A 16879-nucleotide genomic window follows, 5' to 3' on the forward strand; every position below is an offset into this window, starting at 1 on the left:
CGGCTTCGCACGCACCTACTTGTATAGACAGGACCCCGCATGGACAACGCCTCCCTTTCCCTCCCACCACTGGTACTCACCCCCGGCGAAGTCGACCTCGCCACGCTGCGCCGCGTGCATGCCGGCGGCGTGCAGCTCGCGCTGGATCCGTCGGCGCGCAGCGGCCTGCTCGCGTCCCAGGCGACGGTGCGCAGGATCGTCGATGCCGGCGAGACGGTCTACGGCATCAACACCGGCTTCGGCAAGCTCGCGCAGACCACCATTCCGCATGAGCGCCTGGCCGAGCTGCAGCGCAACCTGGTGCTCTCGCACAGCGCCGGCACCGGTGCGCCCTTGCCCGAGGGCGTGGTGCGGCTGGTGCTTGCGACCAAGGCCGTGAGCCTGGCGCGCGGCCACTCGGGCATCGCGCCCGAGATCGTCGATGCGCTGATCGCGCTTGGCAATGCCGGCCTGCTGCCGCGCATTCCGTCCAAGGGCTCGGTCGGCGCGTCGGGCGATCTGGCGCCGCTGGCGCACCTGGCCTGCGTGCTGATCGGGGAGGGCGAGGTCACGGCGCCCGACGGCGCGGTGATCGGCGGCGCGGAGGCGCTGTCGCGCATCGGGCTCAAGCCCTTCGTGCTCGGCCCCAAGGAAGGTCTCGCGCTGCTCAACGGCACGCAGGTGTCGACGGCGCTCGCGCTCGCCGGCCTGTTCGGCGCCGAGGACGTGTTCGCGGCCGGACTGATGGCGGGCGCGCTCTCGCTCGAAGCGATCCAGGGCTCGATCAAGCCCTTCGATGCGCGCATCCATGCCGCGCGCGGCCAGCCGGGCCAGATCGCCGTGGCGGCCGCGGTGCGCACGCTGCTCGAAGGCAGCGAGATCATTCCCTCGCATGCCGATTGCGGCCGCGTGCAGGACCCGTACTCGGTCCGCTGCGTGCCGCAGGTGATGGGCGCCTGCCTCGACAACCTCGCGCATGCGGCGCGCGTGCTGCGCATCGAGGCCAATGCCGCATCCGACAACCCGCTCGTGTTCGACAACGGCGACGTGATCTCCGGTGGCAACTTCCACGCCGAGCCGGTCGCCTTCGCGGCCGACATCATCGCGCTCGCCGTGAGCGAAATCGGCGCCATTTCCGAGCGCCGCATGGCGCTGCTGCTCGACAGTGGGCTCTCGGGCCTGCCGCCTTTCCTGGTGCGCGACGGCGGCGTCAACTCGGGCTTCATGATCGCGCAGGTCACGGCCGCGGCGCTTGCCTCCGAGAACAAGTCGCTCGCGCATCCGGCCAGCGTCGACAGCTTGCCGACCTCGGCCAACCAGGAAGACCATGTGTCGATGGCCACCTTCGCGGGCCGGCGCCTGGCCGAGATGGTGGAGAACACGGCGGTCGTCGTCGGCATCGAAGCCATGGCCGCCGCGCAAGGCATCGAGTTGAAGCGTGGCCCCAAGAGTTCACCGCTCGTCGAAGCCGAATTCACCACCATCCGCGAGCGCGTCGCCTTCATCGACCAGGACCGCTTCCTCGCGCCCGACATCGAATCCATGCGCCAGTGGGCGCGCCGGGGCCGCTGGCCCGAAGCCCTGCAAGCCATCCTGCCCAGCCAGGCCTGACACACCGCTCCTCCGTCATCGAAAGGACACTACGCCATGAATGCACCCGACAAGTTCGTCGCCCAGAGGAACGATCCTCGCCATGACGCGAGCCGCGTGGTCCGCGCCCCTCGCGGCAGCACGCTCAGCTGCAAGAGCTGGCTCACCGAGGCGCCGTTTCGCATGCTGCAGAACAACCTCGATCCCGAGGTCGCCGAGCGCCCGCAGGACCTGGTGGTCTACGGCGGCATCGGACGCGCCGCGCGCGACTGGGCCTCCTTCGACCAGATCCTCGCGACGCTGAAGGAGCTCAACGACGACGAGACGCTGCTGGTGCAATCGGGCAAGCCGGTCGGCGTGTTCAAGACGCACGAGAACGCGCCGCGCGTGCTGATTGCCAACTCCAACCTCGTGCCCAAGTGGGCCACCTGGGAACACTTCAGCGAGCTCGATCGCAAGGGCCTGATGATGTACGGCCAAATGACTGCTGGCAGCTGGATCTACATCGGCAGCCAGGGCATCGTGCAAGGCACCTTCGAGACTTTCGTCGAGGCCGGCCGCCAGCACTACAACGACGATCTTTCGGGCAAGTGGATCCTCACCGCAGGCCTCGGCGGCATGGGCGGCGCGCAGCCGCTGGCGGCCACGCTCGCCGGCGCGGTCTCGCTCAACATCGAATGCCAGCAGGCCAGCATCGACTTCCGCCTGCGCACGCGCTACCTCGACAAGCAGGCCAAGGACATCGACGACGCGATCGCGCTGATCAAGCAGCACACGGCCGCCAAGGAAGCGGTGTCGATCGGCCTCTTGGGCAACGCGGCCGAGGTGCTGCCCGAACTCGTGAAGCGCGCCAAGGCCGGCGGCATCAAGCCCGACCTCGTGACCGACCAGACCTCGGCGCACGATCTCGCGAGCGGCTACCTGCCGATCGGCTGGACGCTTGCGCAATGGGAGGCCGCGAAGGCAGACGTGACGCAGCATCCGACCTTGCGCAAGGCAGCCGCCAAGTCCTGCGCGGTGCATGTGCAGGCCATGCTCGACTTCCAGGCCATGGGCATTCCCACGGTCGACTACGGCAACAACATCCGCCAGGTCGCTTTCGACGAGGGCGTCAAGAACGCCTTCGACTTCCCCGGCTTCGTTCCGGCCTACATCCGGCCGCTGTTCTGCGAAGGCAAGGGCCCGTTCCGCTGGGTGGCGCTTTCGGGCGACCCGGAAGACATCTACAAGACTGACGCCAAGATCAAGGAACTGTTCCCCGAGAACACGCACACGCATCGCTGGCTCGACATGGCGCGCGAGCGCATCGCGTTCCAGGGCCTGCCGGCGCGCATCTGCTGGCTGGGCCTGGGCGAGCGCCACAAGGCGGGCCTCGCCTTCAACGAGATGGTGAAGTCGGGCGAACTCAAGGGCCCGATCGTGATCGGCCGCGACCACCTCGACACCGGCTCGGTCGCAAGCCCCAACCGCGAGACCGAAGCCATGAAGGATGGCAGCGACGCCGTCTCCGACTGGCCGCTGCTCAACGCGCTGCTCAACACCGCCGGCGGCGCGACCTGGGTCAGCCTGCACCACGGCGGCGGCGTCGGCATGGGCTACTCGCAGCATTCGGGCGTGGTGATCGTCTGCGACGGCAGCGACGCCGCGGCCAAGCGCATCGAGCGCGTGCTGTGGAACGACCCGGCCACCGGCGTGATGCGCCATGCCGATGCGGGCTACGAGCAGGCCGTCGCCACCGCGAAGAAGCACGCGCTGAACCTGCCGATGGTCAAGCAGGGCTGACGAGATGTCGTCCGAGATCTACCTGCACTACCTGAACCATCTCGACGTCCAGGCGCTGGCGATGACCGACGCCGAGATCGTCGCCGCGGTCGAGGACGGCTTGCTGGCCCAGGGTCGTGGCCAGACCACCATCGAGCCGCGCATGCACCTGGTGCCCGAGAAGGACTACCCGGGCCACTTCAACGTGCTGCGCGGCTACATCCGGCCGCTCGGCGTGGCGGGCGTGAAGGTGGTGGGCGACTTCTATCGCAACTACGAAGTGGGCCTGCCGTCGGAGCTCGCGCTGCTCAACCTCTTCGACCCGAAGACCGGCGTCCCTGTGGCGATCATCGATGCCTCCGACATCACCGACATGCGCACCGGCGCGATCACCGCTATCGGCGCCAAGCATCTGGCGCGCAAGAATTCGAAGATCCTCGGCCACATCGGCGCGCGCGGCACCTCGTACTGGAACGTGCGCCTCTTGCATTCGATCTTCCACTTCGACGAGATCCGCGTGCACTCGCGCCGGCCCGAGAGCCGCGACGCCTTCGCCGCACGCCTGGAACGCGATCTCGGCATGAAGATCACCGTCACCGAAGACTGGGAATCCTGCGTGCGCGGCGCCGACATCGTGGTCGAGGCCTCGCGCCTCGAGAAGCCCGCGCCGATGCTCAAGACCGAGTGGATCAAGAAGGGCGCCTGCGTGATTCCCTACGGCACCATGAGCGCGGTCGAGCTCTCGCTGACCGACATCATGGACAAGATGGTGATGGACGACTGGGGCCAGGCCAAGGCCGGCCCCTTCGGTGCGCTGCGCGCGCACGTGGACAGCGGCAAGTTGTCCGAGAAGACGCTGCATGCCGAGCTCGGCCAGATCGTGGCCGGCCTCAAACCCGGACGCGAAAGCGAAGAAGAAACCAATCTCTTCTGGCACCGCGGCCTCTCGCTGTCGGACATCGCACTCGGCTCCGCCATGCTCGCGAAGGCGAAGACCATGGGCCTCGGACAGCAGCTGCGCTTCCGCTGAGATCGATGATGCCGGTCGCCAACGCGCGCATGTACTCGGCCACCGCCTCGGCGCGCGCCGACTGGAAAGCGCTGTTCGCGTGGGCGCTCGCGCGCGCCGGGCTTGATTGGGACGTGATCGACTACGACGCCCCGGCTCCGCTCTCGGCGCTGTGGGCGCGCGATGACCTGGGCCTCGCGATGATGTGCGGCCTGCCGTTCTCGCAGCGCGCGCCGCGGCCCGCGCTGGTCGCCGCGCCGATCCCGTCGCCGGCGCGCTACGAGGGCCGGCCGGTCTACTTCACCGACATCGTGGTGCGCGCCGATTCGAAGTACGAACGCCTCGAAGATACCTTCGGCGGCGTGGTGGGCTACACGCTGGCCGACTCGATGTCTGGCGGCGTCGCCTTCCGCAACCATCTCGCGCCGTACCGCGCCACGCACGGGCCGCGGCTCTATGCCCGAGCGGTGGGCAATCTCATCCACGCACGCGGCGTCATCGAAGCCCTGGCCGCAGGCCGCATCGACGTCGGCCCGCTCGACAGCTACTACCATGACTTGCTGCGTCACAACGAGCCCGCGTCGGCGCAACAGGTGCGCATCATCGCCAGCACCGAGGCGATGCCGATCCCGCCGCTGGTTGCGACGGCGGCGCTCGCGTCCGACGAACTCGCGCGCCTGCGCGATGCCTTGCGCGCGGCGGCGGATGCACCGGAACTCGAAGCCGTGACGGAACGCTTGTTGCTTGCAGGCTTCGCCATCCCCGATCCCGCGGACTACGAGGTCCTCGCGGCGATCGCCCAGCGTGCCATTCCACCGTTCGAGGAACTCTGATGATGATCAAGCGCCGCCTCGCCTTTCTGTTGCCCCTGCTGCTCGCCCTGCCGTTGGCGGCGCACGCGCAGGCCTATCCCGCCAAGCCGGTTCACGTGATCGTGCCCTTCGCGCCGGGCGGTCCGGCCGATGTGGTGGCCCGCGTGCTGGGGCAGGAGTTCACCGAGATCCTGGGCCAGCCCTTCGTGGTCGAGAACAAGGTCGGTGCCGCCGGCAACATCGGCGTCGACCTGATTGCCAAGGCCGCGCCCGACGGCTACACGCTCGGCATCGTGCCGGTCGGCAACATCGCGGTGAACCCGAACCTCTTTCCTGCGCTGCCGTACAAGGCCTCGGAGCTGCAGCCGGTCGCGATGCTCGCGACGGTCGAGAACGTGCTGGTGGTGAACGCCGCCGTGCCGGCGAAGTCGGTGAAGGAGCTGCTGGCGCTCGCCAGGCAGAAGCCCGGCAGCTTGAGCTTCGCATCGCCCGGCGCGGGCAGCCAGGCCCATCTGGCCGGCGAGCTGATGGCGCTCGATGCCGATCTGCAGCTGATCCACGTTCCCTACAAAGGCATCGGGCCGGCGCTGAACGACGTGGTGGGCGGGCAGGTGACGATGATGTTCGGTTCGATGTCCGCGGTGCTGCCGCACGTCAAGTCCGGCAAGCTGCGCGCGCTCGGCGTCGCCAGCCTCAAGCGCTCCGCCGCGATGTCCGAGCTGCCGACCATCGCCGAGCAGGGCTTGCCCGGCTTCGAGGCCGTGTCGTGGTACGCGCTGATGGCACCTGCTGCGACGCCCAAGGCCGTCGTCGATCGCCTCAACGCCGAAAGCGCGCGCGTGCTGGCCAAGCCCGAGATGAAAGAGAAGTTCGCCGTGCTCGGCCTCGAGCCCGGCAGCGGCACGCCGCAGCAGATCGTTGCGACGATCCAGACGGAAACCGCGCGCTGGGCCGATGTGATCAAGAAGAAGAACATCAAGCCCGAGTGAGCACGCAACAAGCCTTCGATCCACCCTCTCGTCACCAAGAAAGAATTTCTCATGCCATTTCGCCGCCACCTCCTGATCGCAGGCCTTGCCGGCTTCGCCGCGTTCGGCCCCACGGCTTCTGCGCTGGCGCAGAACAACGTGCTCACGGTCGCCACCGACGCCACTTTCCCGCCGATGGAATTCGTCGAAAACGGCAAGCGCACCGGCTTCGACGTCGAGCTGGTCGAGGCCATCGGCAAGACGCTGGGCCGCAAGATCGAGTGGGTCGACATCGACTTCAAGGGCCTGGTGCCGGGCCTGGTGTCGAAGCGCTTCGACATGGCCGTGTCGGCGATCTACATCACCGACGAGCGCAAGAAGGTGGTCGACTTCACCATTCCCTACTACGCCGGCGGCCTGGTCGCGATGGTGAAGGAGGGCAATGCCGCCATCAAGACGCCCGCCGATCTCAACGGCAAGAAGGTCAGCGTGCAGGTCGGCACCAAGTCGGTCGGCTACGTGAAGGAGAAGTATCCGCAGGTGCAGCTGGTCGAGGTCGAGAAGAACCAGGAGATGTTCAACCTCGTCGACATCGGCCGCAGCGACGCGGCCGTGACCGGCAAGCCCGCCGCCTACCAGTACGTGCGCACGCGCCCCGGCCTGCGCGTGCTCGACGAGCAGCTCACGACCGAGGAGTACGGCATGGCGATTCGCAAGGACGCGCCCGAACTCACCAAGGCCGTGAACGGCGCCATCGAGAAGCTCAAGGCCGATGGAACCTACGCGCAGATCGTCAAGAAGTGGTTCAGCAACACCGCGAAGTAGACCGGCACCGCCATGGATCTGGACTTTGCGCCGGTTTTCGAGGGCTGGCCCGCGCTGCTGCGCGGCGCGCTGGTCACCGTGGAGATCACGGCCTGCGCCTTGCTGCTGGGCTGCGTGCTGGGGCTTCTGGTGGGCATCGGCCGGCTCGATCCGCGCCGCAAGACGCTCTACGCGCTCTGCACCGCCTACGTGGCGGCGATCCGCGGCACGCCGCTTTTGGTGCAGCTCTTCATCCTGTTCTTCGGGCTGCCGCATTTCGGGCTCTTGCTGCCGGCCTTCGTGTGCGGCGTGCTCGGGCTCGGCGTGTACTCGGGCGCCTACGTGTCGGAGATCGTGCGCGGCGCGATCCAGTCGATCGACCGCGGCCAGACGATGGCGGCGCAGTCGCTCGGCATGCGGCCCTCGGCAGCGATGCGCCACATCATCCTGCCGCAGGCGGTGGTGCGCATGATCCCGCCGCTGGGCAACGAGTTCATTGCGCTCATCAAGAACTCGGCGCTGGTGTCGCTGCTGACGATCCACGATCTGATGCACGAAGGCCAGAAGATCATCAGCGTGTCGTACCGCTCGCTCGAGCTCTACCTGGCCATCGCGGCCGTCTACTTCGCACTGACCGGCGCGGTCACGCTGGTGCTGCGGCATTTCGAGCAGCGGCTGCGGCAGGGAGGGCTGGTGCGATGAGCCTGCACGGCTTCGATACCGCCACCTTGCCGGTCACGCCGTGGAAGAACGGCGGCGGCAGCACGCGCGAGATCGCCTGCTGGCCGCCCGGCGCGGGGCTCGGTGATTTCGAATGGCGCCTGTCCATCGCCACCATCGCCGCGAGCGGCCCGTTCTCGGTGTTCCCGGGCATCGACCGCACGATCATGCTGCTGGCCGGCGATGGCGTGCAGCTGCGTTCGGCCGACCCGGCCGGCCACGCGCTCGACCACCGCCTCGCGACCCTGCACCACCCCTTTGCCTTCAGCGGCGACTTGCCGCTGGCCTGTACGCTGCTGGGCGGCGCGTCGAGCGACTTCAACGTGATGGCGCGCCGCGGGCGCTGGCATGCGAAGCTCCAGGTGCTGGAAAGCGCGGCGCTGCTGGGCAGCGCGACCCACGGCATGCTGCTGGCGCTGCGCGGACAGTGGGAGCTCGATGGCATGTCGATCATCGACTGCGCCGAAGGCGAGGGCCTGTGGTGGGCCGATGCGCCGCATGCCTGGCACGCGAGGCCCGACGGTGCCGATGCGCGGCTGTTGGCCGTTCGATTCGATCCATGCCACGAACAGGCGGACAACCCGGAGACCTGACCCATGCCATCTTCTCTTGCCTCCGCCGACGGCCTGTGGACCGGCCTGCTTCTCGCGCCCGGCGCCTCGCGCTATGCAGACCTGCCCGAGGACACTGAGGCTGCCATCGTGGTCGAGCAGGGTGTGATCCGATGGATCGGCGCCGCGGCCTCGTTGCCGGCCGAGTGCGCGGGATTGCCGCGGCACGAGGGCGGCGGCGCACTCGTCACGCCCGGCCTGGTCGACTGCCACACGCACCTGGTCTATGGCGGCCAGCGCGCCAACGAGTTCGCGATGCGGCTCGCGGGTGCCAGCTACGAAGAAGTGGCCAAGGCCGGCGGCGGCATCGTCTCGTCGGTGCGCGCCACGCGCGAAGCCGACGAAGACACGCTCTATGCACAGGCCGCGCCGCGGCTCGAACAATTGCTGGCCGACGGCGTGTGCGCGATCGAGATCAAGTCCGGCTATGGCCTCTCGCTCGAACACGAACGCAAGCAGCTGCGCGTGGCGCGGCGGCTGGGCGAGGCCTACGGCGTCACGGTGCGCACCACCTTCCTCGGCGCCCATGCGCTGCCGCCCGAATACGCGGGGCGCAGCGGCGACTACATCGAGCTCGTCTGCAACCAGATGATGCCGGCGCTGGCGGCCGAAGGGCTGGTCGATGCGGTCGACGTGTTCTGCGAGCGCATCGCCTTCTCGCTCGCCGAGACCGAGCGCGTGTTCCAGGCCGCGCAGGCGCTCGGTCTGCCGGTCAAGCTGCATGCCGAGCAGCTCTCCGACATGGGGGGCGCGGCGCTCGCGGCGCGCTACGGTGCGCTGTCCTGCGACCACATTGAGCACCTCTCGGCCGAGGGCATCGCCGCGATGCGCGAGGCCGGCACGGTGGCCGTGCTGCTGCCCGGCGCCTACTACACGCTGCGCGACACCCACCTGCCGCCGATCGAGGCGCTGCGCGCGGCCGGCGTGCCGATGGCCGTTTCCACCGACCACAACCCCGGCACCTCGCCGGCGCTGAGCCTGCTCTTGATGATGAACATGGCCTGCACGCTGTTCCGCCTCACCGTGCCCGAGGCGCTGGCTGGCGTGACCGTGCATGCGGCGCGCGCGCTGGGCCTGCAGGAAACGCACGGCGTGATCGCCGTCGGCGCGCCGGCCAACTTCGTGCTGTGGGACGCCCGCGACGTGGCGGAACTGGCCTACTGGTTCGGCCGGCGTGCGGCGAGGCGCATCGTGCGGCAAGGACGCATTGCATAGAAGTAAATCCCGATGAACAAGACCCTCTTCGCCAAAGATGCGCTGCTGCCCACCGGCTGGCGCCGCAACGTGCTGCTGAGTTGGGACGATGCGGGCCGGCTCACGCAGGTGCAGCCCGATGCCGTGGCGCCCCGGGACGTGCCCGTGTCCGCAGGCCCCCTGATCCCCGGCATGCCCAACCTGCACTCGCATGCCTTCCAGCGCGCCTTCGGCGGGCTCACCGAATTCCGCGGCGCGGCGCAGGACAGCTTCTGGAGCTGGCGCACGCTGATGTATCGCTTCGCCGCGCAGATCTCGCCCGCGCAGGTCGAGGCGATCGCGACCTGGCTCTACATCGAGATGCTCGAAGCCGGCTACAGCGCGGTCTGCGAGTTCCACTACCTGCACCACGCGCCCGACGGCACGCCCTATGCCGACGACGCCGAACTCGCGCTCGCTTTGCTGCGCGCGGCCGAGCGCACCGGCATCGGCCTCACGCTGCTGCCCGTGCTCTACCAGACCAGCGGCTTCGGCGGGCTGCCGCCGAACGAGGGCCAGCGCCGCTTCATCCGCGCTACCGATTCGATGCTGCGCCTGCTCGAGCGCCTGCGCCCGCTGTGCGAAGCGCAGGGCGCGCGGCTGGGCCTGGCGCCGCACTCGCTGCGCGCCGTGCCGCCCGAGGGCCTGCGCGAGGCGCTGGCGGGCCTGAATGCGATCGATGCCACGGCGCCCGTCCACATCCACATCGCCGAGCAGACCGCCGAAGTCGATGCCTGCCTGGCCTGGAGCGGCCAGCGCCCGGTCGCCTGGCTGCTGGACCACGCCGAGGTCGATGCGCGCTGGTGCCTGGTGCATGCCACGCACATGGATGCGGCCGAGTACCGGCGCGCCGCCGCGAGCGGCGCAGTCGCGGGCCTGTGCCCGACCACCGAGGCCAACCTCGGCGACGGCATCTTCGATTTCGGCGCCTGGCGCGGGGCCGGCGGCCGCTGGGGCGTGGGCTCGGACAGCCACGCCTGCGTCAACGCGGCCGAGGAATTGATGATGCTCGAATACAGCCAGCGGCTGGCGACCCGCCAGCGCAATGTCGGGGCCGATGCGGGCGAGCCTTCGGTGGCGAGCGCGATGACGCTGGCGGCCGTGCAGGGCGGGGCGCAGGCATCGGGCCGCGCAGTCGCCGGGCTCGCGCCCGGCCAGCAGGCCGACTTCGTGGTGCTGGATGCTGCGCATCCGTCGCTGGCCGGCCTGTCCGCCGCCGACATGCTCTCGGCCCATGTGTTCGCGAGCCATCGCAGCAGTGCCGTCGACACGGTTTGGGTCGCGGGCCGGCCGCGCGTGTCGGCCGGGCGCCATCCTCTTCATTCCCAAGCGGCGGCTGCGTTCATCGCCGCGCGCACGCAACTTCTCACAACACCATGAGCTTCGAAACCACCGAACCCGCTTTCCGATTCCGGCTGGGCACACGCCCGCTGCTGATTTCGATGCCGCATGTCGGCACGCATGTGCCGCCGGCGCTGGCGGCGCGCTTCACCGAGGAGGCGCGCCATGTGCCGGACACCGACTGGCATCTGGAGCGCCTCTACGACTTCGCCGTCGAGCTCGGCGCCTCGGTGCTGGTCGCCACCCATTCGCGCTATGTGGTCGACCTGAACCGCCCGCCGGACAACCAGAACCTCTACCCCGGTCAAGACACCACCGGCCTGTGCCCGGTCGATACCTTCGACAAGACCCCGCTCTACGCCGCCGGCGACCTGCCCGGCGAGGCCGAGATCGCAGCGCGCGTCGACGCGATCTGGCGCCCCTACCACCGGCAGCTGCAGGCCGAGCTCGACCGCCTGAAAGCCGCCCACGGCACCATCGCGCTGTGGGATGCGCACTCGATCCGCTCGGTGCTGCCGCGCTTCTTCGAGGGCCGGCTGACCGACCTGAATCTCGGCAGCGCTGACGGCGCGAGCTGCGATCCGGCGCTGGCCGCCGCGCTGCTCGGCATCGCGACCTCGAACCCGGCCTACACCGCGGCGCTCAACGGCCGCTTCAAGGGCGGCCACATCACGCGCCAGTACGGCAACCCGGCCGCCGGCGTGCACGCGGTACAGCTCGAAATGACGCAGGCCAGCTACATGCAGGAGAAGCTGCCCTTCGACTACCTGCCCGAAGTCGCGGCCGGCGTGCAGCCGCAGGTGCGGCGCATGATCGAGGCGGTGCTCGATTTCGTCGAGCAATAGAACCGATAACCGCCCGCGGGCCGGGCCATGGCGCGCTTTCTACAATCCGGGGCATGAAGCCCCTCGTCTACACCCGCGCCCAGCAACTGCCCGGCATCCTGGCCGAACGCATCGCCATCCTCGACGGTGCGATGGGCACGATGATCCAGCGCTTCAAGCTCAGCGAGGCCCAGTACCGCGGCGAGCGCTTCAAGGACTTTCCGCGCGACGTCAAGGGCAACAACGAGCTGCTCTCGCTGACCCGCCCCGACGTGATCCGCGACATCCACGAAGGCTATCTGGCCGCCGGCGCCGACCTGATCGAGACCAACACCTTCGGCGCGACCCGCATCGCGCAGGAGGACTACAAGATGGCCGAGCTGGCGCGCGAGATGAACCTCGAATCGGCCCGCATCGCGCGCGCCGCCTGCGACAAGTTCAGCACGCCCGACAAACCGCGCTTCGTGGCCGGCGCCCTCGGCCCGACGCCCAAGACCGCCAGCATCAGCCCCGACGTGAACGACCCCGGCGCGCGCAACGTGAGCTTCGAGGAGCTGCGCGCGTCCTATTACGAGCAGGTCGAGGCGCTGGTCGAAGGCGGCGCTGACGTGCTGCTGGTCGAGACCATCTTCGACACCCTCAACGCCAAGGCCGCGCTGTTCGCGATCGACGAGTACTTCGAGACCAGCGGCGAGCGCCTGCCGCTCGTCATCAGCGGCACCGTGACCGACGCCTCCGGCCGCATCCTCAGCGGCCAGACCGTGACCGCCTTCTGGCACAGCGTGCGCCATGCGCGGCCGCTGGCCATCGGCCTCAACTGCGCGCTGGGCGCGGCGCTGATGCGGCCCTACATCCAGGAACTGGCGCGCGTGGCCGACGACACCTTCATCAGCTGCTACCCCAACGCCGGCCTGCCCAACCCGATGAGCGAAACCGGCTTCGACGAAACGCCCGAGGTCACCTCGCGCCTGCTGCACGAGTTCGCGGCCGAGGGGCTGGTCAACATCGTCGGCGGCTGCTGCGGCACCACGCCCGACCACATCGCCGCCATCGGGCGCTCGGTGGCGCCGCTCGCGGGGCGCACGCTGCATCGCGCGGCCGCGTATCCCGAAGCGGCCTGAGGTAAAGAAGCACCCTGGCGGTGCACGTCTTTGCGCGGCTGGCCGTTGCTGAGGGTAGGCCGTGGCTGATTGACAACATGTCGAGCGCGCGTAGCCTGAGCGCAAAGGAACATTCCATGAACAAGCTCGTCCAGCGATGGATCGGCATCGGCACCATCGCCCTGGTTCTGCCGGTCGCCGCGGCGGCGCAGGAGGCCTTCGCCCGCGGCACGGTCAATCTGCGTGCCGGCCCCTCGGGCGACTACCCGCTGGTGGCGCGACTCGGCCATGGCCAGCCCTTCGAGGTGCTCGGCTGCACCAGCGGCTATGCATGGTGCGACGTGGTGCTGCCCGACGGGCTGCGCGGCTGGGTCTATGCCGCCAACATCGACTACGCCTACGATGATGACCGGCGCGTGCCCTTGGCCACCTACGGCGCCATCATCGGCGTGCCGATCGTCGGCTTCACGATCGGCAACTACTGGAGCAACCACTACCGCGACCGCCCCTGGTACGGCGAGCGGCGCTGGTGGGGCGACCACCATCCGCCGCCGCCCGTCGCCGGCTGGCGCCCGGTGCCGGCGCCGCGGCCGGACTGGCGGCCCAATCCGTGGCGCGACCCCGGCTACGCGCATCCGGGACCGGGCTTCCGTCCGCAGCCGCAGCCGGGCTGGCGGCCTTCGCCAGGGCAGCAGCCACCGCCGGATCACGGTGTCCGGCCGCCGCGTCCCGACCGCGGTTTCCGACCGCCGGAGCACGCCGGCCCGCCGAACGTGCATCCGGGCCGACCGCCGGACGTCCATCCGGGTCGTCCACCGGACGTGCATCCGGGACGTCCGCCGGACGTGCATCCGGGACGTCCGCCGGCCATGAATCCGGGCCAGCCGGGCGTTCGTCCGCCGGCTGCCCTGCCCGGCGCCGAGGCGCGGCAAAGGCAACTGGACCGGATCAACCGCGCGCCGCCCGGCACGACGCCAGGGGACAGCAGGCCAGGCGGCGGCCTGTAGCGCTCTAGCCCGGAAATTTCACCAGTAGAGGGTCGGCAGCCTCGTGCCGGAGCGCGTTGACATTGGTATCTGACGCCAATTTCAACCGAGGACTGCCGATGCCAAAGTGTACCGATGGGACGATTGATTTGGGGCGTGTGGGTCGGCGGGTCATCGAGGCCAACTTCGAGGGCGGGGACATCGGTTCGGACGGCGGGGTCTTGCTGCTGCGTCGCGTTGACGAACGTATCGGTCTGAGCCGAGCGGCTGCGGCCGTGCTCAGTGATGCACGCGATCCGGCACGCATCACGCACAGCCTGCGCGACCTGCTCGCCCAACGCATCTACGGCTTGTGCTGCGGCTACGAAGACCTCAACGACCACGACACCTTGAGAGACGATCTGCTGATGCAGACCGCTGTGGGCCGGGTCGATGCGCTGGCGAGTTCGCCCACGCTCAGCCGCTTGGAGACCGGGGCCACGCGAGCGCAGGCAGTGGCGCTGCATGGCGTGCTCATCGAGCAGTTCATCGCCAGCCACAAGAGCCCGCCCGAAGAACTGGTGCTGGACATCGACGCCTCGGATGTGCCCTTGCACGGCGACCAGGAGCGCTGCGAGTTCCATGCCTACTACGACCACCACTGCTATCTGCCGCTGTACGTGTTCTGCGGCCAAGCCATGCTCGCATGCGTCTTGCGGCGCAGCCGCATCGATGGCGCCAAGAACGCCGCGGCGGTGATCAAGCTGCTGGTGCAGCGGCTGCGCCAGGCGTGGCCCGACGCGCGGATCATCGTGCGCGGTGACTCGGGCTTCTGTCGCCAGAGATTGCTGCGCTGGTGCGAGCGCTCGGGCGTGAACTACATCATCGGGCTGGCGCGCAACGCGCGGCTGGAGGCGACCGTGCAGTACGCCGAGGCGATGCTCGCCGACGAGTACGCGCGCACCGGCGCCAAGCAGCGGTTGATCGACGAGTTCGTCTACGCGGCCGACAGCTGGGACATCGAACGGCGCGTGATCACGCGCCTGGAGCACGGCAGCCAGGGCAACAACCCGCGCTTCGTGGTGACCGATCTTCAGGGCGATGCCATACAGCTGTATGAGCGGCTGTACTGCGCCCGCGGCGAGGCCGAGAACCGCATCAAGGAGGCTCAGCTCGATCTGTTTGGCACGCGGGCAAGTTGCCACCGCTTCGCGGCCAACCAGCTGCGCTTGCTGCTGGCCGCATTGGCCTACACGCTGATGCAACGGCTGCGCGAGTTCGCTCTCAAGGACACCGAGCTGGAACGCGCCGCCGCGGCCACGATCCGCGTGCGCCTGCTGAAGATCGGCGCGGCCATCGTGCGCAACACGCGCCGTGTGCGGGTACTGCTGGCTTCGCACCACCCCCTGCGCAGCGTCTTCCTGAGCGCAGCGCAGGCCCTCGCCCCCTGAAATCCATCCAGTGCTGTCCCCGGCACGCTGACAAACAACGGGGGTAAGGGGGTCGTGTGCCCAAAAACAGCCGCCACTCCATCCAGTAGCTCACACTGCACGCAAGACCACGCTCAATGGCCCTCAGCAGGCTCGGTCGACGGCACATCGGCCTGCTGGTGAAATATCCGGGCTAGGGCTTCTTCTTGCGCGCGATCAGCGCGACGAAGCGCTGCGCGCCCAGGCCCAGCGGGCGCTCGCGCGACCACACCACGTCGACCCACAGGTCGAGCCCGTTCGACAGGTTCTCGAACGGAATCTCCACCAGCGCGCCGGCCGCCACGTGCGGCCGCGCGAAATTGCGCGGCAGCCAGCCCCAGCCCAGGCCGGCCGTGATCAGGCTCAGCGCGGCCAAGGCGTTGTCGGTGCGCCAGACATGGCGCGCAAAGACGAAGCGCGGGTCGCTGGTCGCGAGATCGCGCCCGGCCACCACGATCTGGCGCGTGGTCGTCAGGTGCTCCTCGCGCAGCCGGCCGCCGGCCGCGGCCAGCACCGGATGGTCGGGCGCCATCACGGCCACCATGGTGTCGCTGGCCACTTCCTGAAAGCCCTCGCGGCCGTCGAGGCTGGGCCGCTCGAAGACCAGCGCCAGCTGCGCGCGGCCGCTGTGCAGCAGCGCCAGCGCATCGGCTTGCGGCGCCGCCAGCACCTCGACTTCCAGCAGCGGGTATTCCCGCGCCAGCGCGGCCAGCGGCGCGCTCCACGGCGCGGCCAGCAGCTCGGGCGCGATCGCGAGCGTGAGCCGGTTCTCCAGGCCCTGCGTCAGCGCCAGCGCCTGCACCTGCAGCTGCTTGAGCTGCGCGGCGAGCAGCCGCGCCTGCGGCTCCAGCGAACGCGCCGCGGCCGTCGGCTGGGGCTCGCGGCCGCCGCGGTCGAAGAGCGGCAGGTCCAGCTCGGCCTCGAGGTTCGCGATCGCCATGCTCACCGCCGAGGGCACGCGGCCGAGCGCCCGCGCGGCGGCCGAGAAGGAGCCGTGGTCGAGCACGGCCAGAAACACGTGCACGTTGTCGCTGGAAAAACTCATGGCAACGGCCTTTCAATAATTCTGAAAGAAGATGACTTTTTATATCAGATGAGCGCACATAAAGTAGGGGCCAAACCGCCAATCCAAACAGGAAGATTTCATGCAAGGGCTCAAGCGCCGCGTCGTCTACATCACGCTCTACGAAGGTCTCGCCATCGTCGCGGCCAGCGCCGGACTGGCGCTGATGTCGGGGCAGGGCATGGGCCACTCGGGCGTGCTGGCCGTCATCGCCTCGGTCATCGCGATCCTCTGGAACCTCGCCTTCAACACCCTGTTCGAGCGCTGGGAGTCGCGCCAGGCCGTGCGCGGCCGCAGCTTGCGCCGCCGCGTCGCCCACGCGATCGGCTTCGAGGGCGGCCTGGTCGCCTTCCTGGTGCCGGTCTTCGCCTGGTGGATGGAGGTGAGCCTGTGGCAGGCGCTGGTGATGGACCTGGGCCTGGTGGTGTTCTTCCTGGTCTACACCTTCGTCTTCAACTGGGCCTTCGACCTGCTGTTCGGCCTGCCCGCATCGGCCGCCGGCGTGGCCCAGCCGGCGTAAAATCCGCGGCTCCCAAGGAGCGTTGCAGCGCGGTACCTTCCATCCGAAGCCTCCGCGTCAGGCTTGGGCTTGCAACGACGCTCGCCTGACCCACGTTCCGCAGGTGAGCC

The 16879-nt window shown here is 69.0% G+C and carries 16 protein-coding genes and 1 riboswitch; of the genes, 15 read left to right on the plus strand and 1 reads right to left on the minus strand.

Going from position 1 to position 16879, the window contains the following annotated elements:
* The first annotated feature begins 39 nt into the window (after positions 1–39).
* From hutH to ACSQ86_RS01485, 14 genes are all read left to right on the plus strand, one after another.
* Complete coding sequence (gene hutH / locus ACSQ86_RS01420) at positions 40–1590, plus strand: histidine ammonia-lyase (RefSeq protein WP_436302427.1); 1551 nt, start codon at positions 40–42, stop codon at positions 1588–1590.
* Positions 1591–1626: 36 nt separating this feature from the next.
* Entirely contained in the window at positions 1627–3351 is a 1725-nt protein-coding gene (hutU, locus tag ACSQ86_RS01425) for a urocanate hydratase (RefSeq protein ID WP_436308354.1), read from the plus strand.
* Between the two features lie 4 nt (positions 3352–3355).
* Positions 3356–4360 carry an ornithine cyclodeaminase family protein gene (locus ACSQ86_RS01430; RefSeq protein WP_436292326.1) on the plus strand — a complete coding sequence of 335 codons (1005 nt, stop codon included), beginning with the start codon at positions 3356–3358 and terminating at the stop codon, positions 4358–4360.
* Positions 4361–4365: 5 nt separating this feature from the next.
* Positions 4366–5172 (plus strand): phosphate/phosphite/phosphonate ABC transporter substrate-binding protein, encoded by an 807-nt coding sequence (locus tag ACSQ86_RS01435; RefSeq protein WP_436308355.1) that lies wholly within the window; start codon positions 4366–4368, stop codon positions 5170–5172.
* Positions 5172–6140 (plus strand): tripartite tricarboxylate transporter substrate binding protein, encoded by a 969-nt coding sequence (locus ACSQ86_RS01440; protein WP_436308356.1) that lies wholly within the window; start codon positions 5172–5174, stop codon positions 6138–6140. Before ACSQ86_RS01435 ends, ACSQ86_RS01440 begins: the two co-directional genes overlap by 1 nt.
* A gap of 51 nt (positions 6141–6191) precedes the next feature.
* A complete protein-coding gene (locus ACSQ86_RS01445) occupies positions 6192–6944 on the plus strand; it encodes a transporter substrate-binding domain-containing protein (RefSeq protein ID WP_436302432.1) in 753 nt (250 codons plus the stop codon).
* Positions 6945–6956: 12 nt separating this feature from the next.
* On the plus strand, positions 6957–7625 hold the full coding sequence (locus ACSQ86_RS01450) for an amino acid ABC transporter permease (protein ID WP_093104373.1): 669 nt from the start codon (positions 6957–6959) through the stop codon (positions 7623–7625).
* On the plus strand, positions 7622–8236 hold the full coding sequence (locus ACSQ86_RS01455; RefSeq protein ID WP_436302433.1) for a HutD/Ves family protein: 615 nt from the start codon (positions 7622–7624) through the stop codon (positions 8234–8236). The genes ACSQ86_RS01450 and ACSQ86_RS01455 overlap by 4 nt, the downstream gene beginning before the upstream one ends.
* Before the next feature lie 3 nt (positions 8237–8239).
* Entirely contained in the window at positions 8240–9469 is a 1230-nt protein-coding gene (gene hutI, locus ACSQ86_RS01460; protein ID WP_436308357.1) for an imidazolonepropionase, read from the plus strand.
* A 12-nt stretch (positions 9470–9481) separates the two neighbouring features.
* Positions 9482–10867: a formimidoylglutamate deiminase gene (locus ACSQ86_RS01465; protein WP_436302435.1), complete on the plus strand. Its 1386-nt coding sequence runs from the start codon at positions 9482–9484 to the stop codon at positions 10865–10867.
* Entirely contained in the window at positions 10864–11673 is an 810-nt protein-coding gene (gene hutG / locus ACSQ86_RS01470) for an N-formylglutamate deformylase (RefSeq protein WP_436302436.1), read from the plus strand. The genes ACSQ86_RS01465 and hutG overlap by 4 nt, the downstream gene beginning before the upstream one ends.
* Before the next feature lie 53 nt (positions 11674–11726).
* On the plus strand, positions 11727–12773 hold the full coding sequence (locus tag ACSQ86_RS01475; RefSeq protein WP_093104365.1) for a homocysteine S-methyltransferase family protein: 1047 nt from the start codon (positions 11727–11729) through the stop codon (positions 12771–12773).
* A 116-nt stretch (positions 12774–12889) separates the two neighbouring features.
* A complete protein-coding gene (locus ACSQ86_RS01480) occupies positions 12890–13759 on the plus strand; it encodes an SH3 domain-containing protein (RefSeq protein WP_436308358.1) in 870 nt (289 codons plus the stop codon).
* A 98-nt stretch (positions 13760–13857) separates the two neighbouring features.
* On the plus strand, positions 13858–15168 hold the full coding sequence (locus tag ACSQ86_RS01485) for an IS1380 family transposase (protein WP_436304863.1): 1311 nt from the start codon (positions 13858–13860) through the stop codon (positions 15166–15168).
* Positions 15169–15340: 172 nt separating this feature from the next.
* Here the strand turns inward: ACSQ86_RS01485 and ACSQ86_RS01490 are convergent, their stop codons facing one another.
* Positions 15341–16231, minus strand: a complete 891-nt coding sequence (locus ACSQ86_RS01490) for a LysR family transcriptional regulator (protein ID WP_093104362.1) — start codon at positions 16229–16231, stop codon at positions 15341–15343.
* A gap of 100 nt (positions 16232–16331) precedes the next feature.
* Between ACSQ86_RS01490 and ACSQ86_RS01495 the strand changes: the two genes are divergently transcribed.
* A complete protein-coding gene (locus ACSQ86_RS01495; RefSeq protein WP_093104361.1) occupies positions 16332–16769 on the plus strand; it encodes a PACE efflux transporter in 438 nt (145 codons plus the stop codon).
* 10 nt (positions 16770–16779) lie between these two features.
* Positions 16780–16859: riboswitch (S-adenosyl-L-homocysteine riboswitch) on the plus strand.
* The last annotated feature ends 20 nt before the right edge of the window (positions 16860–16879 follow it).

The sequence above is a fragment of the Variovorax sp. LjRoot130 genome, from assembly GCF_964253755.1.
GTDB lineage: Bacteria > Pseudomonadota > Gammaproteobacteria > Burkholderiales > Burkholderiaceae_C > Variovorax.